Raw genomic sequence first — 26646 nt, forward strand, 5'->3', positions numbered from 1 at the left:
GGTACGTATTCGATCGTGACGAGTGCGTCACACAATGCCACTTGGCCGGTTTCCGCTCCAGTGCCGCGGGGCATCCAACCCGTGGCGTGGGGCTAAGGAGGTCTCGGGGGTGGCATTGGTGGTGGCACGGCAGGTGCCGACGTCGTCGACCATGGCCGTGCCCCATGGTCCTGCGGGCGTCCGCGCGGCAAGACAGTGGTTGCGTGGCGATTTGGGCAGGACTGGGGTATCGGATTCGGTCATAGACGACGCTGTATTGATCCTTTCAGAACTACTCAGCAATGCGTGGCGACACGGCAGCCCTTGGCGTTCCGGCCATGGTGGCGGCACGGTCCGGGCGGCATGGAGTGTCGACGAAGACGATCGAGTGATGGTCGAAGTCACGGATGGCGGAGGACCCACAAGACCTCTTCCAGCCAATCCTTCGATCACCGCCCGCGGCGGCCGCGGGCTGAACATCATCATGTCGCTGGCCGAGGACTGGGGCGTGCGGGACGGCATCGGCGAAGTCACCGTATGGGCCCTTCTTCCGGCTGACGACAGTTTCTCCCGCCATGTCACGATTTCAACAGATCTCTCCCCCGCGCTGGGCGCGGAGCTGGCCTCCGGTCCGCGTCCGAGCCTCGACGCGAACGGCTCACGCCTCGACGCGAACATCAACACGACCATCGACACGAACATCAACACGGATATCGACACGAACATCGATCCCGATTTCGATCGCGAGCTGGACTTCGCCGATCTGGACGAGCTCGCGTAGCCGACGCGGCTCATGGAGCCGACGAGGTTCGGCCAAAGGGCTAGGCTCGCGCCCGTACCAGTCGTACGCGCCGTAAGGCACCGTCACGGCCGTACGCAGTCCGTCACGGGTGTACGAGCAAGCCCAGAGCCGCACGATCGGGAGACAGCCTCACCATGGCCAAGAAGCGCCGCCCCCAGACGAAGGCCACAGGCCCACAGGTCGCCAACGGCGAGATCCCTGTGGTGGGTGCGCGGGAGCCCTGCCCGTGCGGCTCGGGCCGTCGCTACAAAGCCTGTCACGGCCGGGAAGCCGCACACGCCGTCACCGAACTGGTGCAGCGCCCCTTCGAGGGGCTTCCCGGCGAATGCGACTGGGTGGCCCTGCGCGAGCTGGTGCCCGCCGCCACCGTCGAGCTGACCCTCGCCGAGGGACTGCCCGAGGGGGTTCCGTCGGTCACGCTCGCGACCGTGCTGCCCATGGCATGGCCCGCGCTGCGCCGCGACAACGGCGCCGTGCTGCTCGGCCTGCAGAACGACACGCCCTCCGGCGACATCAGCCGGGACCTGGCCGACACCCTGCGCCGGGCGCTGACCGCCGAGCCGGGCAGCCCGGTGGCCGCCGAGCGGGCTCCGGGCGACGGTCCGCGACTCCAGGATCTGCTCGACCCGAAGGGCACTTTCTCGCCGACCCTGCACGAGGGGTTCGAGTTCTGGCTCGAGGACGCCGCGAACGCGACCGGAGAGGTCGCCGCGTCGCTGGAGCGGGCCAACGCGGCCGCGATCCCCACCGTCCGGCTCACCGGCGTGGAGGCCGCCTACTGGTGCGAGACGCCCGAGAAGAACCACCTGCGCTGGGTGATGTCCCACCCCGAGGAGAAGCTGCTCGACGCGCTCGCCCGGCTGCACGCCGCGGGCGCCTCCTCGCTCGGTGAGAACACCCGGCTGGTGGGCTCCTTCCGGGCCCACGGGCTCACGGTGCCGGTATGGGACCTGCCACGCGGGATGAGCGCCGAGGACACCGAGAAGCCGGCCGTGGACCTCGCCGAGCGGCTCGCGGAGGCGCTCGCCTCCGACGCCCCGCTGACGCCCGAGCAGCGGCGCGCCCGGGGCGGACTCACCAACCGTCAGGTGACGCTGAGCTGACCGTCACCTGAGGGCCGGAGGGGGCCGACGGGACATGTGACACTGCTCACAACTTACCGTTACGCCCTGCAAATAGGCGTCCGGAAATCCGCGATCGAATTTGCTAACGGCCGATCTCTTGTTACGGTTCTAAAAGCCCGGTCGCTGGTGCATCCCCCGTCGCCAGCGACCGGGCGCTTCCATGTCCGCGTCCGGACGGTGTCACGAAGCGCTGGTGGCGGACCAACGGACGTCAGCACCGCGGGAGTTGCTCCCGGAAGCGGCAGTTGCTCAGGAAGCGGTAGTTGCTCCCGGAACGCGAAACGCCGAAACGCGAATCCCGGAACGCGGAGTCAGGAGCCCGGAGCCCAAAGCGCGGGCAGTCGCCTCCCCGCCCTCCGAGCCCCACACGAGCCCCACACACCCGAGCGTCGCGATCAGCGGGCCCCGAACCCCCGCGCCCGGGGCCCGCCCTCAGTAGGCGAGCCGGCTGCCCCCGTCGGGCGCGCTGGTGCTCGCCTCGACCAAGGCGTCCACCACCGTGGCCACCTGAGGCAGCCAGGGCCGCCCGGAGCGGCGCAGCGGCGGCCGCTCCCAGCGCACCCGCCCGAGGCCCGTCTGCGACGGCGGCAGCACCACATAGCCGCCCTCGCCGTGGAACCGCAGCGAGCTGGGCACCCAGTCCTTCTGGTGCAGAAGCTCGCCGAGCTCTTCCAGGGAGTACGGCTCCACCAGCAGCGACCAGCGGGTGGGCGTGGCGACCACCGGGCCGAGCCGTATGCCCGCCCGGTCGAAGACCGCCAGCGCCCGCGCTCCGGCGACCGCGGGCAGGCTCACCGCGCACGGCGCGTGGCCGCCAGTGGCCAGCAGGAGGGGCGCGGTGGGCCGGTTGGTCCACCACCAGCGCACCATGCGCGCGTCGGTGGTGGCGGCCAGGAGGACGGGATCGAACGGATGACCGCCTGGGACCGCGCACTCCGGATCGGGGCAGCCGCACACCCGGAGTCGTCCGCCGCCGGCCCTGAGGCCGACACCCGGGACCACGGGCCACTGCCACTCGGTGGCGCAGGTGAGCGCCGCGCGCAGCAACGGCGACCGCGCGCCGCGCCGCAGCGAGAACTTGCGTCGCCTTCCGAGGATCTCGCGCATGAGCGCTCGTTCCTTTCCGTTAACGCCGAGGGCTGTCCGTCGCACTACATGGCACTTCAGATGGCACTTCACTTGGCACTACGTGGCGCTGTCCGGCATCGTTCGGCCCGTCACAGCAGGTGGATCACAAGTCACTGCGCGTACAAGGCAGCGCATCACGCCGCAGGCCGGGCGTGGAACCTGGCGAGGGGTGGCGGGCGCATGGCGCTTGCCGTCCTGGTTGGTGCCTTCCTCGCCACTCGGGGATGGGCACGGCCGTCGTCGTGTATGACGCCTGGACCGGCCGCAGGGTTCCGGGACGATCCGAACTGCCCCTGTCCCTCTCCGATGTGTACCCGTCGCGGTGAAGACGACGCGCTGTGGAACGACGTCAGTCGACCGCGACGGACGGGCGTAATGACTTTTTTTCGGCCAAGTTCAATTCCCCACAGACACCAACAAGACCACCGGGACGATGCTGGACATCGCATCTGCGGTCCGTTACATCTGGAGACAGTAGCGGCACAGTAGCGGCGCAGCACGACAGGGGGTTTGCGATGCTATTGAGCGAGCCGGACCCGGCGGGTGAAAGCAGCGGGCCATGAACTCGCCCCACGCGCCGAAAGTGGCTGGAATCGATCCTTCCCTCCCTGCGCCCACGCAAACTGCCGATCCGATCACTCCGCCCCTGGCCGCGCCCAACTCCGGTGTCCAGGACCGGCTCGCGGGCTGGGTCTCGGATCTCACCACCCTTCATGAGCTCACCGAGCGGCTGGTCCGGACCGTCACGCTCGAGGACGCGCTCCATGAACTGCTGCGCGCGGGCGCGGCCCTGGTCGGCGCCCGGCGCGGACTCGTCGCGCTGGAACCGGCCGACGGGCTCGGCCCGGTGACCACCGTGGGGCTGGGACTCGGCCACGCCGACCTCGGCCAGATCGAGACCATCCCGCGCGGCTCCGCCTCCGCCGGTCATCTCCTCGACGGACTGCCCGAACCGGGACCGGGCGGTGAGCGGCGCGCCGAGGTCACGCACCCCGACATCGCGAGCGAGGCCGACCTCGACCCGCGCCACCGCGAGGTGGCCGCACGGCTCGGCTTCTCCGCGAGCTACGCCGTACCCCTGGACCCATTCCGGACCGACCCCTGGACCGCGCCCGGCCTCACCGCCATCCCCGCGCCCGCCCCCGACGCGGACCGCGCCGGCGTCGACGCCCCTGCGAGCCTCGGCTCCCCCACGGGCGCGGGCGACCACCTGGCCCCCGGCACCTGCGACACCGCGAGTGCGCCCGGCACCGGCCACGGGCGCGGCGCCACGCCCTCCGCCGCGCACCCGTCCGGGCTCGCCGCCGCCATGGGCACCGGCGGCCCCTCCGGGCGGCTCGGCGGGGCCGCCTGGCTGTACGACGAGCCCGCCGAGCCCGGGGAGCGCCAGCGCCACCTCGTGGGGCTGTACTGCCGCTACGCCACCGCGCACATCGCCCGGCTGATCGAGCTCTCCCGCGCTCGCGCCGCCGTCGCCACCGTCCAGGAGGAGCTGTTGCCCACCCGGCTGCCCCGGGTCCCCGGGGTGCGCCTCGCCGTCCGCCACCACCCCGGTCCGCGCGGCGGCGGGGACTGGTACGACGCGCTGCCGCTGCCGGACGGGGCGCTCGGGCTCTCGGTCGGCGGAGTCACCGGCTCCGGCCCGAGCGCCGTCGTCGCGATGGGGCGGCTGCGGTCCTCGCTGCGGGCGTACGCCGTGATGGAGGGCGAGGACCCGGTCGCCGTCCTGTCCGACCTGGAGCTGCTGCTGCGGCTCACCGAGCCCGCCCGTTCCGCGACCGCCCTGTTCGCCTACTGCGAGCCCGGGACGCGCAGAGTGGTGCTGGCCGGGGCCGGGCACTGCCCGCCGCTGCTCACCGGGGAGCGGCGCACCGAGTTCGTGGAGACCACCCTGTCCGCGCCGCTGGGGATGCTCTCGTGCTGGGAGGCGCCCAGCGTCGAGATCGAGCCGTCCTCGGGAGAAACGCTCCTCTTCTACAGCGACGGACTGCTGCACCGCACCGGGGAGCCGATGGACCGGGCCTTCGCCCGGCTGCACACGGCGGCGGCGAGCGCCCCCAAGGGCGTCCGGGGCGATCCGGACGCCCTCGCCGACCATGTGCTCCGTACGGTCCTCCCCGACGGAACCGACGGAACCGACGGAACCGGTGGAACCGGCGGAACCGATGGTCCCGACGGTCCCGGCGGCCGGGCGGCACCCGTGGGGCGGCCCTCGGAGGACGGCACCGAGGACCTCGTCCTGCTCGTGGCCCACTTCGACTGAGGCTCCGGGGCTCCGCAGGGCTCCCCGGGGCCTCCTCGATGCTGCGGACCCGGAGCTTGGGACCCTCCCGGCCGCCGTGCCCCCGCACATACGATGGGAGGGGTCCAGTGCGAGGAGGATGACGTGACCGAGGAGCCCACTCCCGAAGCCCCGGCGACCCCGGAAGGCGAGGAGCCCATCAAGCAGCGGAAGAACGGCCTCTACCCCGGCCTTTCCGACGAGCTCACCGCGAACATGAGGTCCGGCTGGGCGGACACCGAGCTGCACGACCTGGAGCCCGTCGAACAGGCCCCGCACACCGCCCGCCGCCGCGCCGCGCTCTCCACGCGCTTCCCCGGCGAGCGCCTGGTCATCCCCGCGGGCAACCTCCGCACCCGCTCCAACGACACGGACTACAGCTTCCGCGCCTCGACCGAGTACGCGTACCTCACCGGCGACCAGTCCGAGGACGGTGTGCTGGTGCTGGAGCCCGAGGCGGGCGGCGGCCACACCGCGACGCTGTATGTGCTGCCGCGCTCCAACCGGGAGAACGGCGAGTTCTGGCTGGACGGCCACGGCGAGCTGTGGGTCGGCCGCCGGTACAGCCTTACGGAGGCCGAGAAGCGGCTTGGCCTGCCCGCCAAGGACGTGCGCAAGCTGGCCGACGAGCTCAGGGCCGCGACCGGCCCGGTCCGTATCGTGCGCGGCCACGACGCCGCGCTGGAGGCCGCCCTGACCGACAAGGTCACCGGTGAGCGCGACGAGGAGCTGCGGGTCTTCCTCAGCGAGCAGCGCCTGATCAAGGACGAGTTCGAGATCGGGCAGCTACAGGCGGCCGTCGACTCGACGGTCCGCGGCTTCGAGGACGTCGTCAGGGTGCTGGACAAGGCGCAGGCGACCTCCGAGCGCTATATCGAAGGAACGTTCTTCCTCCGGGCCCGGGTCGAGGGCAACGACGTCGGCTACGGCTCGATCTGCGCCTCGGGCCCGCATGCCACCACCCTGCACTGGGTGCGCAACGACGGCCCGGTCCGCGCCGGCGATCTCCTCCTCCTGGACGCGGGCGTGGAGACCACCACCCTCTACACCGCCGACGTCACCCGCACCCTGCCGGTGAACGGCACCTACAGCCCGTTGCAGCGCAAGATCTACGAGGCGGTGTACGAGGCGCAGGAGGCGGGCATCGCCGCCGTCCGGCCGGGGGCGAAGTACCGCGACTTCCACGACGCCGCCCAGCGCGTCCTCGCCACCAGGCTCGTCGAGTGGGGCCTGGTCGAGGGCCCGGTCGAGCGGGTGCTGGAGCTGGGGCTACAGCGCCGCTGGACGCTGCACGGCACCGGCCACATGCTCGGCATGGACGTCCACGACTGCGCCGTGGCCCGTACCGAGACCTATGTGGACGGCACCCTGGAGCCCGGTATGTGCCTGACGGTCGAGCCAGGTCTGTACTTCCAGCCCGACGACCTGACCGTGCCCGAGGAGTACCGGGGCATCGGCGTCCGGATCGAGGACGACGTCCTGGTGACGGAGGACGGCAACCGCGTGCTGTCGGCCGCGCTGCCGCGGACCGCCGACGACGTCGAGGCGTGGATGGCCCGCCTGACCGCCTGAGGCGGCACCTCACCGCTTGCGCGGCGGTCCCGGGGGAGCGCTTGACCACGCGGTTTCGGGGGGAGCGGCGGCGCCGCTCCCCCGTCCGTCCGCATCACGTCTGCCCCGGCACCTCACGGGTGGTCACCGCGAATCCGCTGGGCCGCGTCCCGCGTGACCGCCTCGGTGAGCGCTCCGGGCTGCCGCGCCGTCGTGGCGGTCCCCTCCGCCGTCGTCGCCACTGCCGTCGCCGTCGCTACTGTCGCCGTTGTCGTCGTCATGGGAATGGAATCAGGCCGCGAAGCGACCGCCTGTAGGGTGCGATTCCATGGCGGATTCGTGGGTCAATTCGGCGGCGATCCTCGGCACCGACCTCCATCTGGAGCTGACCCGCGCGGGCAGCCGCAGGGCCGCCCTGATGGGCGCGCTGCGGGAGGCCGTCCGCGACGGGCGGCTCGCCCCGGGCACCCGGCTGCCGCCTTACCGTTCCCTCGCCGCCGACCTGGGCATCGCCCGGAACACCGTCGCCGACGCCTACGCCGAGCTGGTCGCGGAGGGCTGGCTCACCGCCCGCCAGGGCTCCGGAACCCGGGTGGCACCCCGCCCCGCACCGCCCCCGCCCGTGCCCGCGCACCGGCGGCGCACGGCCGACCGGGGGTCGGGCGGGCACCCGGCCGGGGCAACCCGCGGCCGCCGCGCGCCCCGGACCGCCCCGCGCCCGGTGCACGACCTGCGCCAGGGCCGGCCGGACGCCACCGCCTTCCCCCGGACGGCCTGGCTCGCCTCGGCCCGCCGGGCCCTGATCGCGGCACCTCACGAGGCGTTCGGGCCCGGCGATCCGCGCGGCCGCCCGGAGCTGCGCCGCGCCTTGGCCGACTACCTCGCCCACGCCCGCGGCGTACGCACCGACCCCGGCCGGATCGTCGTCTGCTCGGGCTTCGCACACGCGCTGCGGCTGCTGAGCGGCACCCGGCTGCTGCGGCCCCGGATGGCCGTCGAGTCCTACGGCCTGGCCTTCCACCGCTCGCTCCTGGGCTCCGCCGGGGTCCGTACGGTCCCGCTGCCGCTGGACGCCGATGGCGCCCTTACGGATCGGCTGACCGCTCTCGACGGCGTACGGGCGGCCCTGCTCACCCCCGCTCACCAGTTCCCCACCGGCGGTCCGCTGCACCCCGAGCGGCGGGCCGCGGCCGTCGCCTGGGCCCGGGGGAACGACGCTCTGGTCCTGGAGGACGACTACGACGGGGAGTTCCGCTACGACCGCCGTCCGGTGGGGGCCGTCCAGGGCCTCGACCCCGAGCGGGTGCTCTATCTCGGCTCGGTCGGCAAAAGCCTCTCCCCGGCCCTGCGGCTGGGCTGGATGGTCCTGCCGGACCATCTGGTCGACCGCCTGCTGGACGCCAAGGGGGAACGCGAGGAATGGACCAGCGCCCTGGACCAGCTGACCCTCGCGGACTTCATCGAATCGGGCGGATACGACCGCCATGTGCGCCGTATGCGCCGGCGCTACCGCCGTCGGCGCGACGAGCTCGTCGCCACCCTCGCCGAACGCGCGCCCCATATCCGCGTCTCGGGGATCTCCGCGGGTCTGCACGCGGTCCTGGAGCTACCGCCCGGCACCGAGCGGTCCGCGCTGCGCGCCGCCGCCTGCCAGGGGCTGGCGCTCGACGGTCTCGGCGACTACCGCCACCCGGACGCCACCACACGGCCCCTCGACGGGCTCGTGGTGGGCTACGCGACCCCGCCCGAGCACTCCTTCCCGGGAGCGCTGGCGGCGCTGTGCCGCGCCCTGCCACCCGGACGAACGTCTTCTTGACCGGACAGACGCCTTCTTGAAGGGCCTGAAGGGCCAGCCTTCTAAGGTCAGCGGCTATGACGCTCTGAGCAGCGCTCCTTCGCGCCACTTGAGGATCTTGTCGAAGCTCACCACCACCCCGCCGCGGCCCGGACGGTCGCGATAGCGGACATGGTCGGTCAGGGCCTCGATGAGAAAGAGCCCCCGCCCGTGCTCCGCCTGCGGCGGAGCCGGACTGCGCGGCTGCTGTGGTCTCGGCGCACCGGCCGGACGCCGCTCGTCCCGGGTGCGGGCCGCGCGGCGGACGGTGCCGTGACCGGCGAAGCCGGGACCGGAGTCGGTGACCTCGATACGACAGGTGTCGCCGTCGATATAGGCCGTGACCCGATAATCCCCGCCCGTGCCGTCGCGACCCCCGTGCTCCACCGCGTTCGCACACGCCTCGGAGAGGGCGACCGACAGATCGTAGGAGATGTCCGGATCGACTCCGGCCGTCTCCATGGTGCCGAGGAGCAGTCGTCGTGCGAGCGGAACGCTCGCCGCCTCGCGGGGCAAATGGAGTGACCACCAGATGCTCATGCTCCAGCCTCCCGGCCGCGGCTCGACATACCGTTACGTATTGCCTGGGTCCATGGTCCGTAAGCGTGTTATTGACGTGACGCCGCTCATTCAGCGGACGCGCGCGATGCACAAACCGGTGTATGGACCTGTCCCGGTGTGCGCCGGTACGCCCCACCCGCCGTAGGGAACGCGACCGCCCAGTGGGATGATGGCGCGGCCATGGCTTCCTCTGTCGCCCGTGCCGGCGCCGATCTGCGCATGCTGCGGGCCGCGGTGTTCACCGCGGTCTGTGTCGTGCTGTCCGCGGCGGGGCATGTGCTGGCCTCCTGCGCGGTCGTGCCGCTGTGGACGGTGGGCGTGGGCTGCGCGGCGACGTTCACGGTGGCGCTGTCGCTGGCCGGGCGGGAGCGGTCGCTGCCCGGGATCGTGGCGCTGCTGGCCACCGGACAGCTCGCCCTGCACACGCTCTTCTCGCTCGGGCAGGCGCGGGCCGACGCCGCGGCGGCCGCCCAGCGGGCCGACGCCGCCGAGGGTCACGTCATCGGCCTGGCCGCCAGGCTGCTGTGCGCGTCGGGTCCCGGCCGGCTCGACGCCGCGACGGCCCATCGGATCGTCGCACAGGCGGGCATCGACCCGACCGGCCCGGCTGCCTCGTCCGCCGCACACCTTCCGCACACCGTGCCGTCGGCCGCCGCCCCGTCGGGGCACGCGGCCGGGCTGCCGGGCCTGCTGCCGTCCCTGCCGATGACCCTGGGCCATCTGCTCGCCGCGCTCGCCATCGGCTGGCTGCTGCGCCGTGGCGAGATGGCCGTATGGCGGGCGGTCCGGCTGTCGGTGGACGGAGCCCGAGGGGTCGCGGAGGCCGCGCTCGTACGGGCGCTGCGCGCCGCCCTGGGACTCGTACGGATGCTCCTGGCCGGTCCGTGGGCGCCTTACGACGGGCCGTGCCGTCCGCGCACGGCCGAGCGGGACGAGGGCGGGACGACGGCCCTCGCCCTCCAGCACAGCGTGATCAGGCGGGGACCGCCGGTCTGCGACCTCGCGGCCTGACCGACGCGACGTTCCTCCAGCGGGACCGGAGGGCGGCCGCGACGTCTCCGCACGCGCGCCAACCCACCTGATCATTCCTGTCCCTGGAGTGTTGACATGAACGCCATGCGTCTTCGCCGTCTGCCGGTCCTCGGCTGCCTCACCGCGGGCGGCCTGGTGCTGCTCGCCGCGGGCCCTGCCTTCGCGCACGTCAGCGTGCAGCCCGGCCAGGCCGAGAAGGGCGGCTACAGCACCATCGACTTCAAGGTGCCCAACGAGCGCGACGACTCCTCCACCGTCAAGCTCGAGGTGACCCTGCCCAGCGACCACCCGCTCACCTCGGTGATGCCCCAGCCGGTGCCCGGCTGGGACATCAAGGTCACCAAGTCCAAGCTCGCCAAGCCCGTGGAGGTGCACGGCGAGAAGGTCAGCGAGGCGGTCACCAAGGTCACCTGGTCCGGCGGGAAGATCGAGCCGGGGATGTTCCAGCAGTTCCCGCTCTCGGTCGGCCAGCTGCCCGAGGACGCCGACCAGCTCGTGTTCAAGGCCCTCCAGACGTACGACAACAAGGAGGTCGTGCGCTGGATCGAGGAGCCCAAGGAGGGCGCCGCGGAGCCCGAGAACCCCGCGCCGGTGCTCAAGCTCGTCGCCCCGGCCGAGGGCTCGGACGGCCAGGACGCCGGCGCGGCCTCCGACAAGGACGACGACTCGGGGACGGCCGGGCCCGAGGAGTCCGCGTCGGGCGACTCGGACGGCAAGGACAGCAGCGACACCACCGCCCGGGTGCTGGGCATCGCGGGCATCGTCGTCGGCGCCGCCGGTGTCGTCTTCGGCGTGGTCGCCGGCCGCCGCCGCTCCGCCTGACCGCCGGCCACCCGGCCCAGCGTGTGTGCCGCCGGTGACCGCGAACGCTGAACCGTTCGCGTGATCCGGCGGGGCGGCGGGCCCTCGTGCGCGCCGCCCCCGCACACCACCGATCCACCTCTCCACTTTCTCTCTGTCTCTTTGGAGAACAGCTCCATGCGCACCAAGATCCTGGCCACCGCCCTCGTCGCCACCGCCGCGCTCACCCTCAGCGCCTGCGGCGGCTCGGACGGCGGGGGCACGGGCGACAGCAACGCCGCCGCCGAGGTCAAGGGAGGCCAGAAGTCCGGGCAGGCCATCGTCCTGGACGACGCCAAGGCCAAGCCGGACCTGGTCCTCACCGACACCGACGGCAAGAAGTACGACCTGCTCAAGGAGACCAAGGGCCGGCCCACCCTGCTCTTCTTCGGCTACACCCACTGCCCGGACGTCTGCCCGCTGACCATGAGCAACCTCGGCATCGCCGAGAAGAAGCTGTCCAAGGCCGAGCGGGAGAAGCTGCGGGTCGTCTTCGTCACCACCGACCCCGCCCGGGACACCGCCAAGCGGATCCGCTCCTGGCTGGACGCCCAGGGCGGCACCGACTTCGTCGGGCTGACCGGCGACTTCGACACCATCGAGGCCGCCGCGCGGCCGCTGGGCATCTACATCGAGAAGCCGAAGAAGGAGAAGGACGGCAGCGTCACCGTCAGCCACGGTGCCGAGGTGATCGGCTTCTCGCCCAAGGACGACAAGGGCCACTGGATCTACACCACCCAGGCCACGGCCGATCAGTACGCCAAGGACCTGCCGAAGATCATCGAGGGGCGGAACCCGTGACCGGGGAACGTCCCGGCATCCGTAAGGCGGCCGCCGCGGTCCTCGCCCTCGCCCTGTCCGCCACGCTCGCCGCCTGCTCGGGCGACGGCGGCGGGGACGGTAAGGGCCACGGGGGCGGTCCGGAGCTGTCCGTGAGCGGCGCGTACCTGCCGCGGCCGCCCATGACCGACATGGCGGCGGGCTTCCTGACCGTACGGAACACCGGTGGCGGCGCCGACGAGCTGACGTCCGTCACCACCCCGCTCGCCTCCGAGGTCACCCTGCACAGCACCAAGGGCACCCGGATGAAGGAGGTCAGCTCGCTCGACGTGCCGGCGAACGGCCGGCTCGAACTGAGCAGCGGCGGAGATCATCTGATGCTGACAAAACTCACCCACCGGCCGAAGGTCGGTGAGAAGGTCACCTTCACCCTGCACTTCGCCACATCCGACCCCATCGAGATCAAAGTCCCGGTCGAGCCGACGACGTACCGCCCCAAGGACTGACGCCCGATGCCCTCGCTGACCTCCCCGGCCCCCGCCGGGCCCACCGCGACCCCGGCCCGGACCACCACGGCCACGTCCCGGACCACCACGGCCGCCCGGCGGCTGGTGGCACGGCGGCTGACGGCGGTCTGCGGCACCCTGCTGGCCGCGCTGCTGTGCGCGCTGAGCGTGGGCGCGGGCTCCGCGTCCGCGCACGCCGCGCTCACCTCGACCGACCCCGCGGACGGCTCGGTGGTGCAGACCGCCCCCAGGGAGGTCACGCTGCACTTCTCGGAGGGCGTGCTGCTCTCCGACGACTCGGTGCGCGTGCTCGACCCCAGCGGCAGGCGCGTGGACACCGGGAAGGCCACCCATGTCGGCGGCACGTCGTCGACCGCCGCCGCCGAGCTGCACTCCGGACTTCCGGACGGCACCTACACGGTGGCGTGGAAGGCGGTCTCCGAGGACAGCCACCCGGTGAGCGGGGCGTTCACCTTCTCCATCGGCGCACCGTCGAAGACCACGGCGAAGGTGCCGACCGGCGGGGCGTCCGACACCACGGTCGGCACGCTCTACGGGATCGGCCGGTACGCCGCCTACGGCGGTTTCGCGGCGCTGGTGGGCGGCTGCGTGTTCGCCGGGTTCTGCCGGTCCTCCCGCCCGGTGCGGAAGATCGCCGTGGGCGGCTGGGTGACGGTCTTCGCGGCCAGCCTGCTGCTGTTGCTGCTGCGCGGGCCGTACACCGAGGGCGAGGGCATCGGCGGCGTCCTCGACCTCGGCGGGCTCGGCGATGTGCTGTCCACGAAGCCGGGCGCGGCGCTGCTGTCCCGGCTGCTGCTGCTCGGCGCGGCGGCGGTCTTCCTGGCCGTCCTCTTCGGCTCGTACACCCGTCGTACGGAGGCGGAGGGGGAGACGGCTCAGGCGGCTGAGGCGGCGGACGTGCGGCGCCGCCAGGACCTCGCCTTCGGGCTCGGCTTCGGCGGCACGGTGATGGCCGTCGGCCTCGCCGCGACCTGGGCGATGGCCGAGCACGCCTCGGTCGGCCTCCAGCGGCAGCTGGCCATGCCGGTGGACGTGATCCATCTGATCGCGGTCGGGGTGTGGCTGGGCGGTCTGGCCTCGCTCGCGGCGACGCTCCGGGCGGGCGAGCCGATCGAGCGGGCGGCGGTGCGCCGCTTCTCGCGGCTGGCCTTCGGTTCGGTCGTCGCCCTGGTCGTCACCGGGCTGTACCAGTCGTGGCGGCAGGTGGGCTCCTGGGGCGCGCTGACCGACACCGAGTACGGGCGATGGCTGCTGGTCAAGGTGGGTCTGGTGGCGGTGCTCGTGGGCATCGCGGCCATCTCGCGCCGCTGGACCGGGCGCCTTACGGATGCCACAGCGGAGGCGGGGAACCAGGCGGAGGCCGAGGGCCCGGTGAAGGCCGCGCGGCCGGTCCGTACCGGCGCGGCCGACGCAGCCGACGCGGCTGGCGATACCCGTGAGGCCCCTGACACCCCTGCCGACGCCGAAGCCGAGTCCGGGGAAGGGGAAGGAGAAGGAGGAGGGGAAGGGACCGGTGAGGCGTCCGGTGACGGCGCCGGGAGCGCCGCCGACGACGACCCCGTACGCGCCGCCCAGCTCGCCCGTCAGCGAGCCGCCAGGGACAAGACCGCCACGCTGCGGGAGCGCGACGCCGACGCCGAGCGCAGCGGTCTGCGCCGGTCGGTGATCGCCGAGACCGTCGTGGCCGTCGTGCTGCTCGCGGTGGCCACCGTGCTGAGCGGCACCCAGCCCGGCCGGGCCGAGACCGGGCAGGCCGCCGCCGCGGCCGCGGACCCCGGCGGCCGGCCGAAGGTGGACCCGGTGAGCGTGCTGATCCCCTACGACACCGGCCCCAAGAGCGGCCGCGGCAAGGCCGTCGTCATGATCGAACCCGCGCTGCCGGGTGACAACGCGCTGCATGTCTTCCTCACCGACCCGGCCGACCGTCCCGTGGACGTGCCCGAGGTCAAGGTGGCGCTGACGCTGAAGCCGAAGGGGATCGGGCCGCTGCGCATCCCGCTCGAGCACCTCTCGACCGGGCATTGGAGTGCCGCGAACGTCCAGCTGCCCATGGCCGGCACCTGGCAGCTCTCCCTGACCGTACGCACCTCCGACATCGACCAGGTGACGGAGACCAGGAACGTGAAAGTCGCTCAATGACCACAGAGCAAGCACCCTCCCCCGGCATCTCCCGGCGGCGTCTGCTGGGCTCGGCGGGCGCCGCCGGCGCGGCCGGACTGGTCGCCGGCGGGGCCGCCGGAGCCTACGCGGCCGAGGCGACACGGGAGGCCCCCGAACCGCTCAGCTCCCTCGGCGCGACCGCCGTGCCCTTCCACGGCAAGCGCCAGGCGGGCATCACCACCCCCCTCCAGGCCCACGGCCATCTCCTCGCCTTCGACCTGACGGCCGGTGCGAACCGTAAGGCGGCCGCCGCACTGCTGCGCCGCTGGTCGAGCACGGCCCGAGAGCTGATGGCGGGCGAGGCCCCGCCGGACGACACGGGGATCGCGCTGGACGCCGGTCCCTCGTCCCTTACGGTCACCTTCGGCTTCGGCCGGACCTTCTTCGGCAAGGTGGGACTCGACGACCAGTTGCCGGAGGCACTCGCCCCGCTCCCCGACTTCGTCTCGGACGCGCTCGATTCCCAGCGCAGCAACGGCGACCTGTGGATCCAGATCGGCGCCAATGACGCGCTGGTCGCCTTCCACGCGCTGCGCGCCCTGCAACGCGAGGCCGCCGGGACGGCCCGGCCGCGCTGGCAGATGAACGGCTTCAACCGCAGCCCCGGCGCCACCGACCGCCCCATGACCACCCGCAACCTCATGGGCCAGATCGACGGCACCAACAACCCCAAGCCGACGGACGACGACTTCGAGCGCCGGATCTTCGTACCGGAGAAGGGGGAGCCCGGATGGATGGCGGGCGGGTCCTACGCGGTCGTCCGGCGCATCCGGATGCTGCTGGACTCCTGGGACCACCTCTCCCTGGAGCGGCAGGAGAAGGTGATCGGCCGCCGTAAGTCGGACGGCGCCCCGCTGTCCGGCGGCACGGAGACCACCCCGGTCCGGCTCGACAAGGTCAACAAGGACGGTTCGCTGGCCATCGCGGGCGCCGCCCATGTGCGGGTCGCGGCGCCCGAGTCCAACCAGGGCGCCGCGATGCTGCGCAGGCCCTTCTCGTACCACGACGGCTTCCGCGACGACGGGGCGCCGGACGCCGGTCTGCTGTTCATCGCCTGGCAGGCGGATCCGTTGAAGGGGTTCGTCCCGGTGCAGCGGAAGCTGGACCTGGGCGACGACCTCTCGCGGTTCCTGCGGCACGAGGCGAGCGCGCTGTTCGCGGTGCCCCCGGGCTGCGCCCCGGGGGAGTACGTGGGTCAGGCACTCTTGGAGGGATAGGGAAGGGACGAGCCACCTGTGCGCCACCGCGTCCCCGGACGGGGAGGCGAGCGGGTCGGCGGTCCGGGCCGGCGCGGGTATCGTGGCGGTCTCGTCTGATCACAGGGAGCGACCGTGATGTCGGCCAGCCGCTATGCCTACCTCGGCCCCGAGGGCACCTTCACCGAGGCCGCCCTGCGCTCCATGCCGGAGGCCGCCACCCGGGAACTGGCGCCGATGGTCTCCGTGCCGGCCGCGCTCGACGCCGTGCGCTCCGGCGCCGCGGCGGCCGCCCTGGTGCCCATCGAGAACTCGGTCGAGGGCGGCGTCACCGCGACCCTCGACGAGCTCGCCACCGGCGAACCGCTGATGATCTATCGCGAGGTGCTGCTGTCCATCAGCTTCGCGCTGCTGGTACGGCCGGGCACCACGCTCGCCGACATCAAGACGGTGACCGGGCATCCGGTCTCCCAGCCCCAGGTCCGCAACTGGCTGGCGGCGAACCTCCCGGACGCCCTGTGGGAGTCGGCCGCCTCGAACGCGGACGGCGCGCGGCTGGTGCAGGAGGGGCGGTACGACGCGGCGTTCGCGGGCGAGTTCGCCGCGTCCAGGTACGGTCTGGAGCCGCTGGTCGCCAACATCCACGACGCGCAGAACGCGATGACCCGCTTCGTGCTGGCCGGCCGCCCCGCCCGGCCCGCCGCCCGGACCGGCGCGGACAAGACGTCCTTGGTGATCTGGCTCGGCGACGACCACCCGGGCGCGCTGCTGGAACTGCTCCAGGAGTTCTCCGCGCGCGGGGTCAACCTGGTGCGGATCGAATCGCGCCCGACCGGTGAGGGCATCGGCCGCTACTGCTTCTCGGTGGACTGTGAGGGGCACATCTCCGACCGGCGGGTGGGTTCGGCCCTGATGGGGCTGAAGCGGACCTGCCCGAAGGTGCGGTTCCTGGGCTCGTATCCCCGGGCGGGTGCGACGGCGGAGGACATGTCGCCGCTGCGGCACGGGACCTCGGACGAGGCGTTCGCGGATGCGGCGGAGTGGCTGGCCCGCTGCCAGGACGGCCGGGCCTGACCTGAACGTCCACCCGTATCCCTCGGCTCGGCTGGCTCATCGCTGGAAAAAGTTATCCACAGGCTGATGCGCCTGCTGGGGATAAGTCGACATCGCCACATCCGGCAAAGCGGGCCGATCGCGACACGTGCCGCATCCAGCTCCATTGCCGGACATCACCACCCTGTCACCCCAATTCCCCTGCCCAACCCCTTGGAGTGAGGGATTCCTGTCTTGTGGAAGGTGTGAACGCGGCTTGATAGGGGAATCCATCGCCGAGCATGTCGGCGGCCTAAACGATCACCGTGACATCCACAGATCTCACACACAGCCTGTGGATAACCGCAGGACTTCCCCCCGCACCTGTGGACAACCAATCCCCAACTCACCCCGCAGACAAGGGAAGAGGGTCGCCTCGACGCCGCCCCTTTGTCCCGTTTCGTGGAGTTCGTCAGTATTCCTTGACGGCGACCGGGTGGCGGCCGGGCGGTGGTCGTCACAGGAATTCCCCGGTTTACCCACAGCCACAAGAAGGGGCAAACCGGGACGCAAAGGAGTATCGCGTCGAGCCCCCGAGGTCTCACCGGTAACCTGGTGGGGTGATTGACCTTCGCCTGCTCCGTGAGGACCCCGATCGTGTGCGCGCCTCCCAGCGCGCTCGTGGAGAGGACGTCGGCATCGTCGACGCACTCCTGACCGCCGACGAGCGGCGCAGGTCCTCCAGTGTCCGCTTCGACGAGCTGCGCGCCGAGCAGAAGGCGCTCGGCAAGCTCATCCCCAAGGCCGCCGGTGACGAGAAGGCCGAGCTGCTGAGGAAGGCGGGCGAGCTGTCCGCCGCCGTCAAGGCGGCCGACGCCGAGCAGGACGCGGCCGCCGAGGAGACCCAGCGGCTGCTGCTCCAGCTGGGCAATCTGGTCCACCCGGAGGTGCCGGTCGGCGGCGAGGACGACTTCGCCGTCCTGGAGACGGTCGGCACCCCGCGCGACTTCGAGGCCGAGGGCTTCGCCCCCAAGGACCACCTGGAGCTCGGCGAACTGCTCGGCGCGATCGACACCGAGCGCGGCGCCAAGGTCTCCGGTTCGCGCTTCTACTACCTGACGGGGATCGGCGCCCTGCTCGAGTTCGCCCTGGTGAACGCGGCGATGGCACAGGCCACCGCGGCGGGCTTCACCCCGGTGCTCACCCCGGCGCTGGTCAAGCCGAAGGCCATGGAGGGCACCGGCTTCCTCGGCCAGGCCGCGGACGACGTCTACCACCTCGACAAGGACGACCTCTACCTGGTCGGCACCTCCGAGGTGCCGCTGGCCGCGTACCACATGGACGAGATCCTGGACGCGGGCGAACTGCCGCGGCGCTACGCCGGGTTCTCCTCCTGCTTCCGCCGCGAGGCCGGGTCGTACGGCAAGGACACCCGGGGGATCTTCCGGGTGCACCAGTTCGACAAGGTCGAGATGTTCGTCTACACGACCCCGGAGGAGGCCGAGGCCGAGCACCAGCGGCTGCTGGAGTGGGAGAAGCAGTGGCTGACCTCGCTTGAGCTGCCGTTCCGGGTGGTCGACCTGGCCTCGGGCGACCTGGGCTCCTCGGCGACGCGGAAGTTCGACTGCGAGGCGTGGATCCCGACGCAGGGCAAGTACCGCGAGCTGACCTCGACCTCCAACACCACCGAGTTCCAGTCCCGGCGGCTGTCGGTCCGGATGCGCGAGGGCAAGCGGGTCCGCCCGCTGGCCACGCTCAACGGCACGCTGTGCGCGGTGACCCGGACCATCGTCGCGATCCTGGAGAACCACCAGCAGGCCGACGGCTCGGTGCGGGTGCCCGAGGCGCTGCGGCCGTTCCTGGGCGGACGCGAGGTCCTGGAACCGGTCGCACAGTGAGCGACGCACGCGCGGCCACCCGGCCGCACCCGACCGCGATGCCCACACCTCCGCGCCGCGCGAGCGGAGAAGCGAACGGAACGACACAGTGAGCGACGCACGCGCGGCCACCCGGCCGCACCCAACCGCGATGCCCACACCTCCGCGCCGCGCGAGCGGAGAAGCGAACGGAACGACACAGTGAGCGACGCACAGCGGGGGGACGGGCTGCCCTATCGCCTGGTGGCTACCGATCTTGACGGGACCCTGCTGCGCCCCGACCACACCGTCTCGGCGCGGACCCGCGCCGCGCTCGCCGCGGCCACCGGGGCGGGCGCCGCGCATATCGTCGTCACCGGGCGGACCGTCCCGGTGGCCCGGCACATATTCGACGACCTCGGCTACCGGGGTCTCGCGGTGTGCAGTCAGGGCTCGCAGCTCTACCACGCGGGCGAGCAGCGGCTGCTGACCTCCGTCACGCTGGACCGCAAGGTGGCCCAGCTGGCGCTGGAGAAGATCGAGGCGGAGATCGGTCCGCTGCGGCTGGCCGCGGCCCGTGACGGGCTGGACGGCGAGGTGCTGTTCGGCGAGGGGTACCGGGCGGATCACGAGGGGATGCCCCTGGTGCGCTTCACCGACCCGGCCGAGCTGTGGTCCCAGCCCCTCAGCAAGCTCTACATCCAGCACGCGGAGCTGGACGACGACGCACTCGCGGACGCCGCCCGGACGGCCGTCGGCGGCCTGGTCGGGGTGACGATGGCCGGTGCCGGACTGGTGGAGCTGCTGCCGCTGGGGCTGACGAAGGCCACGGGCCTTTCGATGGCCGCGCGCCGGCTGGGGATGACCGCCGCCGACGCGATCGCCTTCGGCGACATGCCCAATGACATCCCGATGTTCGGCTGGGCGAAGCACAGTGTCGCGATGGCGAACGCGCACCACGACCTCAAGGCCGTCGCCGATGAGATCACCGCGTCCAACACGGAGGACGGCATCGCGGTGGTGCTGGAGCGGCTGTTCCCGGCGGCGAGCGGGTGAACCGGCCGGATGCCGGTGCGGCCGCCTCGGCGGGCCGCCCGGCATCCGGGCGGCCCGGCAGCGGCGTACCTCTCAGCCCTTCCGACCGCGGCCGAGGGGCCGGGCCGAGGGGACGCGGTCGAGGGGCCGGGACCGAGGGGCCGGGGTCACGAAAGGTCAGCCGAAGACCTTGACCGCCTGGTAGTACGTCCACGCCGTACCGTCGCACGACGTCTTGGTGGCACCGCTGTAGGCGTTGCAGACCCGCTTGAGGTCCTCGTAGAAGGCGCTGTCGATACGCGCCTTGTTGGCGTCGAAGATGCCGAGCGCCTTGTGGTTGCGGTAGCCGAAGTCATGCCGGGCGCAGGCGGTCTGGAACGGGAAGCCGAAGGGGTTGTCGGGGGAGCTGCTGCAGTAGTCGGTGGACCAGTCGAACTGGTAGGCCGCCCAGGCACTCTGGTTGTTCCGCGCCGCGAGCCAGGTGTTGTAGCTGCTGGCGCTGGTCTGGGTCCAGCTGGCGAGGACCTGCTGCTTGTCCGCGGGGACCGCCTGGGCGGGTGCGGCCAGGGCGACGGTGGCGGCCGCGGTGACCGCGGTGGCGGCGAGACTCGTGACAAGGCGACGCATTCGGGTTCCCTCCGTTTTTCACTTCTGACGCCCCCTCACACGCTTGTGGCGAAGGGAGGGGGCGACGTGGTGTGATCCAGCGCACGCCAAGAGTTCGCCAGGTCCCTGACAAGCGTCAAGATCTCCACCGACGTGGAGATGAACAGACTTCGACCACGGGGGTTTCGGAGCTTTCTCCAACTACCGCCGGTACAAGGGCCGTTCAGGAAGCACGCCAGGGCACCCGGGAGGGAGGGGTGAGCAGCGGCCCCGGACCCTTGATCCGGCGCAGGACCGGGGAGGTCTCCATATCCAGCACGGCGGGCAGTTCGGCGATACGGGTGGTCAGATAGGTGTAGAGGGCCGGGACATCGGGGCAGACCACGGTGGCCATCAGATTCTTCGACCCGGTGGTCGCACAAGCGAACGCCACCTCGGGGTGGTCCGCGAGCTTCTGCCCGGTGGCGTCGAGTTCGGACGGCCGCACCGACAGCCACATCGTGGTCGTGACGCCTTGGCGGAACAGCCGGGGGGAGTAGTCCACGTCGAAGTACAGGGTGCCGTCGGCGCGCAGATCGGCCAGCCGGCGGCGCACCGTGGACTGCGACCAACCGGTGGCGTCGACCAGTTCGGCCAGCGGTGTCCGCCCGTCGCGCGCCAGGGCGTCCAGCAGTTTGCGGTCCTCGGCGCCCAACGGTCCGCGCGGGCCCTTCGACCGGTCCGCGGCGGGCGGGCGCAGCCGCTCGATCTGCTCGGCCGTCAGCGCACCGGACTTGTTGACCGGGCTCTGCTGCCCGCCGAAGTACTCGTGCAGCACGCAGTACGCGCTCACCCCCACCACCCGTGGTGTTTGCGGGAGTTTGCGCAGCAGCAGGGCGTCACTCTCCTGGCCGTGCGCCGCCCGGGTCGACGCGGCGACCTCGGTGCCGTCGGACAGTACGTTCACCCAGGAGGTGTCGGTCCGCCGGGCCAGCGCCTCGGCCACCGCGAGGGCGGTGTCCGGCAGGCATCGCACCCGCACCAGCCAGACCACGTCGCCGACCGCCATCGGGTCGGTGAGCCCCAGCACCCGGATCGTCCCCGTCGTCCGCAGCCGGGTGTAGCGGCGGGCCACGGTCTGGTCGGAGACGCCCAGCACCTCGGCGATCCGGGTGAAGGGGGCCCGGCCGTCGAGTTGGAGGGCGTGCGCCAGCGCCCGGTCCAGGTCGTCGTACCCATCGGATTCCACCGCTCAAAGCTAGCGGGCGTCGGATATCACCACCGGGGCGGTGCCGGCTGGAGGAGCGGCCGGGGGACGGCGACCGTAAGAGCCGCGGGGACCGCCGCCTGGGCCGGTCCCCGCTCCCCTTGCCGGAATGTCCGGCCCGCTCGAATTCCTGGAGTCAGTCATGCGCAGATCATGGTGGCCGCTGGCCGCCATCACGCTCGGCAATTTCATGCTGTTGATAGACGTGACGATTGTGAACACCGCGCTGCCGCAGGTGGCCCGGGGGCTGGACGCGTCGTTCACCTCCCTCCAGTGGGTGATGGACATCTACGCGCTGGCGCTCGCCGCGCTGCTGATGGTGGCCGGTTCGGCGGCGGACCTCTTCGGACGGCGGCGGCTGTATCTGGCCGGTCTCGCGGTGTTCGCGCTCTCCTCCCTGGTCTGCGGTCTGGCACCGGACGCCGGGGTGCTGATCGCGGCCCGCGCCGTTCAGGGGGTGGGGGCGGCGGCCATGTTCGCCACCAACACCCCGCTGCTGATGGCGACGTACTCCGGACGCGACCGCGGTATCGCCTTCGGGGTGTGGGGCGGGACGAGCGGGGCGGCCGCGGCGATCGGCCCGGTGCTGGGCGGACTGCTGACCGAGTACGTCGACTGGCGGGCGATCTTCCTGGTCAATCTGCCGCTGACGGCGATCGCGGTGTGGATCACGGTCCGTTCGATCGACGAGTCGCGCGGTGCGCCGGGGGTGCGGATCGACTGGCCCGGCGCCGCCTCGTTCACGGTGTGCGCCGGGGCGTTGACGTACGGGCTGATGCGGGGCGGCGAGGAGGGCTGGGCCGAAACCGGCACGGTCACCGCGCTGGTGGCGGCCGCGATCGCGCTGCTCGTCTTCGTCGCGGTGGAGCGCGGGAAGCGACAGCCACTGCTGGACCTGGGGCTGTTGCGCCGTCCGACGTTCGCGGTGCTGATGGCGGCGGCCCTGCTGCTGCAAGCGGCGGCCTTCCCGTACCTCACCTACGCCGGGCTGTGGCTCCAGTCGGTGCTGGACATGAGCCCGGTGCAGGCGGGGCTCGCGGTGACGCCGATGGCGGGCGTCTCGCTGGTCGTCGGCGCGGCGGGCGGACGGCTGCTGGAACGGGTCGCCCCCGGGCGCGCGCTCGGCGGCGGACTGCTGCTGGTGGGCGCGGGCGCGCTGGTCAACGCCGCGATGGTGACACCGGACGCGGACTGGACGGCCTTCGTCCCGGGCCTCGCGCTGGCCGGTCTGGGGATCGGCCTGGCCATGCCGGTGCTGGTCTCGGCGGCCCTCGGCTCGGCCCCACCGGAGCGTGCGGGCATGGCCAGCGGCGCGGTGAACACCTTCCGGCAGCTGGGCTACGCACTGGGGATCGCCGTCCTGGGCACGGTGTTCGCGACACGGGTGCGGGACATGGTCGACGGCAGCGGCGCCGTCCCGGCACGGGCCGCCGGACAGGCCGCCGAGGCCATCAGCGGCGGCCACGCCGACGCCGTGATCGCCGCCGCCCCACCGGCGCGGGCGGACGCGGCCCGAGCGCTGGTCCACGAGTCGTTCGCGGCCGGGCTCGATCGCATCTGCGTGATCGCCGGTATCGCGGCCCTGGCGGCGGGCCTGCTGGTGCTCGCCGTCGTCCGGGGCGGCCCCGCCGCACCGGACGCGAAGCCGAGCGCCGAGGAGTCCCCGGCGGAGCCGGTCCACGCCTGAGCGTGCACGACGCGAGACGCGCGACACGGGACACGCGAGACACGCGAGATACGAGGGGCGGGCGCCCGACGGTGCCTGCCCCTCGCGGCGTGAGGCCGGCGTCCGTCAACGCACGCGGTGCAAGTAACCCTCCCGCGGTCGGATCGTTGTTCCTTATACGCGTTATGCGCGGAGGCAACGCGAGCTGGAGCCTCGGCCGGGCGACGGATCGACGGGCAGCGATGTCACGGCGGTTGGGCCCGAAAGAGGTGGGCAGCCTCCGCTCCTGGTCCCTGGATACGGGCGGCCTGGCCCCTGGCTGGTGGGGCGTGACCATCACCTGAAATCCACACCGGAAGGCACATCCATGCCACCTGAGACCGCACTACTGGAGTCGCGCTCGCTGCGCGACAGTGTCATCGCACGCACGGACGTCCTCGACAAGGTCAAGGTCCTGACCCTGCTACCCGATGGACTGCATATCACCACGCGCATGGTCGCGGAGTACTTCGAGGTTGGGGAAGAAGCCGTCAAGAGTCTGACCAAGCGACACCGGAAGGAGTTCCACAGCAACGGGATGCACACCCTTCGAGGCGCTGACCTGCGGTCCTTCCATAGGTCCACAATGGACCTATGGGAGTCGAGTTATCCACAGGCCATCACCCAGCTCACCCTCTACCCCCGCCGGGCCATCCTCAACGTCGCCATGCTGCTGCGCGACAGCGATATCGCTAGGCGGGTACGCACCTATCTCCTCGATATCGAGGAGTCGACCCGGAACGGACCGGGAACCGGGACGGAGCAGCTTCCGCTCGAACAGGAGCTCACCGAGCGGATGCTGGCCGGGCCGATCGGCAACCGCCTCGAGGCCGTCGAGGTGTGTCTGGCGGATGTCGGCTCCACGCTGCGGGAGCTGGCGCCGTGGATGGCCAGGGTCTCCGCCCGGCTGGACGGCATGGACCGGCGGCTCGATGCGCACGGACGGGTCATCTGCGCCATGAGCGAGCGGCTCTGCGATCTCGGTGATGACATGACCGAGGTCCGCAAGGACGTCGCCACGCTCAAGGCCGAGGCGGCCCAGCGGCGGGCGCGGCGCGCCCAGCGACGGCGCGCGTAGCGGACCGGCGGAGCCCGGTGGGCGGGGTGACGTCCCGCCCACCGGGTTCGCCCGACGCGGCACTTGTAGGATGACTGGGCAATCGGGCGAATTGAAGCGGAACCGAGCGAGGGGAACGGGCGAGATGGCGTTGCGGGCGGCCGGACGACAGTCGCTGGTCGACACCGTGGTGGAGCAGCTGCGGGCACAACTCGCCGAGGGCGAGTGGAAGGTCGGCGACCGCGTGCCCACCGAGCACGCCCTCGCCGAACAGCTCCAGGTCGGCCGGAACACGGTCCGCGAGGCGGTCCGCGTCCTCGTGCACGCGGGAATGTTGCAGTCCCGGCAGGGCGAGGGCACCTTCGTGGTCTCCACCACCGACCCCGCCGAAGTCATGCGGGATGTGCGGCGCGCCGGAATCCGGGATGTGCTGGAGTTGCGGATCGCCCTGGAGGCGGAGGGCGCGCGGCTGGCCGCGCTCCGCCACACCCCCGCCGATCTGCGGCGGATGCGGGCGGCGCTGAAGTTGCTGGAGTCGTTGGAGGCACTGGAGTCTCCGGAGCCGTTCGAGCACGCCGGGGAGCAGCCCGCGTCCGGCAGCCATGAGCTGTACGCGTCCCATGACGTCGGATTCCACATCGCCGTCGTCGACGCCGCGCACAACGCCGCGCTGAGCGCGACCTACGGCTGGTTCAGCACCTCGGTACGCGAGTCGCTGGTGGCCTCGCTCGGCGACCGGGAGTTGCCGAGCATTTCCCATGCCGACCACCGCGCCCTCGTCGACGCCATCGCCTCCGGCGACCCGGCGGCCGCCGAGGCGGCGGCGCGGGCGCTGCTGGAGACACCGAAGCGCGCGATCGAGGCGCTGCTCGCCGCCGACGCCACCGGCTGAGCCCCCTTCGGCGCGCCTGATCGCGGCCCGGCGCTCCCACCACCCACTACCCCGCCACCTCACCCCACCTCACCACGTCGGAACGGAGCTCTTCTTGCCACGCCCGCACGCCCCCGGCCCCGAGGCCGAACCCCTGCCGGTGGACGCCGAGACGGATCTGCGGCCGACCCGCGAGGTGGCCGCCGCGCGGCGCACCCTGCGGGCCCACCCCGCGCTCCTGCTGATCGGCATCGTGCTGGCGTCGCTCAACATGCGGGCCGCGCTCGCCGGGGTCTCCCCGCTCCTCGGTGAGATCAGCGGCCACTTCGGGCTGTCCGCGACCGCGGGCAGTCTGGTCACCACCATTCCGCTGATCTTCATGGGCCTCGCCTCGCCCTTCGCACCCCGGCTCGCCCGGCGCTGGGGCACCGAGGCCGTGCTGCTGGGCGCGCTGGTGCTGCTGTTCGGCGGCGTACTGCTGCGCGTGGCGTCGCCCGTGACGGCGCTCTTCGCCGGCGGCGCCCTCGTCGGCAGCGGGATCGCGTTCCTCAATGTGCTGATGCCGGGCCTGGTCAAGCGTGACTTCCCGCACCGGGCCGCCGGGATGACCGCGCTCTACACCACCTCGATGATCGCCGGTGCGACGGTCTCCGCCGCCTCCGCCGTGCCCCTGGAGGACGCGCTCGGCGGCTGGCGGGGTTCGCTCGCCTTCTGGGCGCTGCCGGCCGCGGTCGCGACGCTGGTCTGGATACCGCAGACGGTGCTCGCCCGGCGCGGAACGCACCACGGTGAGCCCGCGGCGACTCCGGCGAGGACGACGCCGGCCGCGGCGGGGCCGAGGCTGAGCCGCTCCCCGCTGGCCTGGCAGGTCACGCTGTTCATGGGGTTGCAGTCGTTGATCGCCTACGTCTGCGTCGCGTGGATGCCGACGATCTTCACCGACCACGGTATGAGCAAGAGCACGGCCGGGCTGGTGTTCGCGTTCAGCAACATGCTCCAGATGGTCGGTTCGTTCGTGGTGCCCACCCTCGCCGGGCGGATGCGCTCCCAGCGGTCGCTGGCCGTCGCCGTAGCGGCGCTGATGGCGTCCGGTATCGCGGGCATGCTGGTGGCCCCCGTCGCCGGTGCCTGGGTGTGGGCGGCGCTGATCGGCGTCGGACAGGGCGGGGCCGTGGGGCTGGCGCTGACCATGATGGTGCTGCGGACCGGGGACGCCCACACCTCCGCGCGCCTGTCCGGAATGGCGCAGACTTGGGGCTATCTGCTCGCCGCCGCGGGCCCGCTGGTGCTCGGCGCGGTGCACCAGGCCACCGGGGGCTGGACCGTGCCGCTCACGCTGATGCTGACGGTGTGCGGGGCGCTCGCGGTGCTGGGCCTGGGCGCGGGACGCGACCGTAAGATCCGGTCCTGAGCTCCTTGACCGCTCCGGGAGTCCGAGCGGCT

23 protein-coding genes are annotated in these 26646 nt (G+C 72.2%); 18 read left to right on the forward strand and 5 right to left on the reverse strand.

All coding sequences use genetic code 11. From position 1 onward, the window contains the following. Positions 1–22 precede the first annotated feature (22 nt). A complete protein-coding gene (locus PS467_RS20815; protein ID WP_432280613.1) occupies positions 23–760 on the forward strand; it encodes an ATP-binding protein in 738 nt (245 codons plus the stop codon). A gap of 155 nt (positions 761–915) precedes the next feature. Next, a complete protein-coding gene (locus tag PS467_RS20820) occupies positions 916–1884 on the forward strand; it encodes a DUF5926 family protein (RefSeq protein ID WP_311036546.1) in 969 nt (322 codons plus the stop codon). Positions 1885–2337: 453 nt separating this feature from the next. On the opposite strand, the gene PS467_RS20825 is transcribed toward PS467_RS20820, so the two are convergent. After that, positions 2338–3012, reverse strand: a complete 675-nt coding sequence (locus tag PS467_RS20825; RefSeq protein WP_311036547.1) for a bifunctional DNA primase/polymerase — start codon at positions 3010–3012, stop codon at positions 2338–2340. A gap of 580 nt (positions 3013–3592) precedes the next feature. On the opposite strand from PS467_RS20825, the gene PS467_RS20830 reads away from it, so the two are divergent. After that, on the forward strand, positions 3593–5296 hold the full coding sequence (locus tag PS467_RS20830) for a GAF domain-containing SpoIIE family protein phosphatase (RefSeq protein WP_311036548.1): 1704 nt from the start codon (positions 3593–3595) through the stop codon (positions 5294–5296). A 93-nt stretch (positions 5297–5389) separates the two neighbouring features. After that, positions 5390–6886: an aminopeptidase P family protein gene (locus PS467_RS20835; protein ID WP_311036549.1), complete on the forward strand. Its 1497-nt coding sequence runs from the start codon at positions 5390–5392 to the stop codon at positions 6884–6886. Between the two features lie 113 nt (positions 6887–6999). On the opposite strand, the gene PS467_RS20840 is transcribed toward PS467_RS20835, so the two are convergent. Beyond that, positions 7000–7146 carry a hypothetical protein gene (locus tag PS467_RS20840; RefSeq protein ID WP_311036550.1) on the reverse strand — a complete coding sequence of 49 codons (147 nt, stop codon included), beginning with the start codon at positions 7144–7146 and terminating at the stop codon, positions 7000–7002. 47 nt (positions 7147–7193) lie between these two features. On the opposite strand from PS467_RS20840, the gene pdxR reads away from it, so the two are divergent. Beyond that, positions 7194–8681 carry a MocR-like pyridoxine biosynthesis transcription factor PdxR gene (gene pdxR / locus PS467_RS20845; RefSeq protein ID WP_311036551.1) on the forward strand — a complete coding sequence of 496 codons (1488 nt, stop codon included), beginning with the start codon at positions 7194–7196 and terminating at the stop codon, positions 8679–8681. Between the two features lie 54 nt (positions 8682–8735). Here the strand turns inward: pdxR and PS467_RS20850 are convergent, their stop codons facing one another. Further along, the gene (locus PS467_RS20850) at positions 8736–9239 is read right to left on the reverse strand and encodes an ATP-binding protein (RefSeq protein WP_268973155.1); all 504 of its coding nucleotides are present in this window, start codon (positions 9237–9239) and stop codon (positions 8736–8738) included. Between the two features lie 201 nt (positions 9240–9440). Here PS467_RS20850 and PS467_RS20855 point away from each other — a divergent pair, with 201 nt between their 5' ends. From PS467_RS20855 to PS467_RS20895, 9 genes are all read left to right on the forward strand, one after another. Continuing rightward, positions 9441–10271 (forward strand): hypothetical protein, encoded by an 831-nt coding sequence (locus PS467_RS20855; protein WP_311036552.1) that lies wholly within the window; start codon positions 9441–9443, stop codon positions 10269–10271. 105 nt (positions 10272–10376) lie between these two features. Continuing rightward, positions 10377–11114, forward strand: a complete 738-nt coding sequence (locus PS467_RS20860) for a YcnI family copper-binding membrane protein (protein WP_311036553.1) — start codon at positions 10377–10379, stop codon at positions 11112–11114. A 156-nt stretch (positions 11115–11270) separates the two neighbouring features. Further along, on the forward strand, positions 11271–11933 hold the full coding sequence (locus PS467_RS20865) for an SCO family protein (RefSeq protein WP_311036554.1): 663 nt from the start codon (positions 11271–11273) through the stop codon (positions 11931–11933). Further along, entirely contained in the window at positions 11930–12418 is a 489-nt protein-coding gene (locus PS467_RS20870; RefSeq protein WP_311036555.1) for a copper chaperone PCu(A)C, read from the forward strand. The genes PS467_RS20865 and PS467_RS20870 overlap by 4 nt, the downstream gene beginning before the upstream one ends. A 6-nt stretch (positions 12419–12424) precedes the next feature. After that, positions 12425–14578: a copper resistance CopC/CopD family protein gene (locus PS467_RS20875; RefSeq protein WP_311036556.1), complete on the forward strand. Its 2154-nt coding sequence runs from the start codon at positions 12425–12427 to the stop codon at positions 14576–14578. After that, entirely contained in the window at positions 14575–15816 is a 1242-nt protein-coding gene (gene efeB, locus PS467_RS20880; RefSeq protein ID WP_268973160.1) for an iron uptake transporter deferrochelatase/peroxidase subunit, read from the forward strand. Before PS467_RS20875 ends, efeB begins: the two co-directional genes overlap by 4 nt. Before the next feature lie 117 nt (positions 15817–15933). Beyond that, positions 15934–16869 (forward strand): prephenate dehydratase, encoded by a 936-nt coding sequence (gene pheA / locus PS467_RS20885; RefSeq protein WP_311036557.1) that lies wholly within the window; start codon positions 15934–15936, stop codon positions 16867–16869. 578 nt (positions 16870–17447) lie between these two features. Further along, positions 17448–18725 (forward strand): serine--tRNA ligase, encoded by a 1278-nt coding sequence (gene serS, locus PS467_RS20890; RefSeq protein WP_311036558.1) that lies wholly within the window; start codon positions 17448–17450, stop codon positions 18723–18725. A gap of 180 nt (positions 18726–18905) precedes the next feature. Further along, entirely contained in the window at positions 18906–19739 is an 834-nt protein-coding gene (locus PS467_RS20895) for an HAD family hydrolase (protein ID WP_311036559.1), read from the forward strand. Positions 19740–19895: 156 nt separating this feature from the next. Here PS467_RS20895 and PS467_RS20900 read toward each other — a convergent pair whose 3' ends face one another. Then, complete coding sequence (locus tag PS467_RS20900; RefSeq protein WP_268973164.1) at positions 19896–20345, reverse strand: phospholipase; 450 nt, start codon at positions 20343–20345, stop codon at positions 19896–19898. A gap of 202 nt (positions 20346–20547) precedes the next feature. Further along, on the reverse strand, positions 20548–21552 hold the full coding sequence (locus tag PS467_RS20905; RefSeq protein WP_311036560.1) for an Lrp/AsnC family transcriptional regulator: 1005 nt from the start codon (positions 21550–21552) through the stop codon (positions 20548–20550). 160 nt (positions 21553–21712) lie between these two features. Between PS467_RS20905 and PS467_RS20910 the strand changes: the two genes are divergently transcribed. The 4 genes from PS467_RS20910 to PS467_RS20925 all read left to right on the forward strand — a co-directional run bounded on the left by PS467_RS20910 (position 21713) and on the right by PS467_RS20925 (position 26614). After that, complete coding sequence (locus PS467_RS20910) at positions 21713–23257, forward strand: MFS transporter (protein WP_311036561.1); 1545 nt, start codon at positions 21713–21715, stop codon at positions 23255–23257. Positions 23258–23603: 346 nt separating this feature from the next. Further along, positions 23604–24353: a hypothetical protein gene (locus PS467_RS20915; RefSeq protein WP_311036562.1), complete on the forward strand. Its 750-nt coding sequence runs from the start codon at positions 23604–23606 to the stop codon at positions 24351–24353. Between the two features lie 124 nt (positions 24354–24477). Then, positions 24478–25224, forward strand: coding sequence for a FadR/GntR family transcriptional regulator (locus PS467_RS20920; protein WP_311036563.1), 747 nt, complete (start codon positions 24478–24480; stop codon positions 25222–25224). A gap of 94 nt (positions 25225–25318) precedes the next feature. Continuing rightward, on the forward strand, positions 25319–26614 hold the full coding sequence (locus tag PS467_RS20925) for a CynX/NimT family MFS transporter (RefSeq protein ID WP_311036564.1): 1296 nt from the start codon (positions 25319–25321) through the stop codon (positions 26612–26614). Positions 26615–26646: the final 32 nt, after the last annotated feature.

Source organism: Streptomyces luomodiensis (assembly GCF_031679605.1).
GTDB classification, from domain to species: Bacteria; Actinomycetota; Actinomycetes; order Streptomycetales; family Streptomycetaceae; genus Streptomyces; species Streptomyces luomodiensis.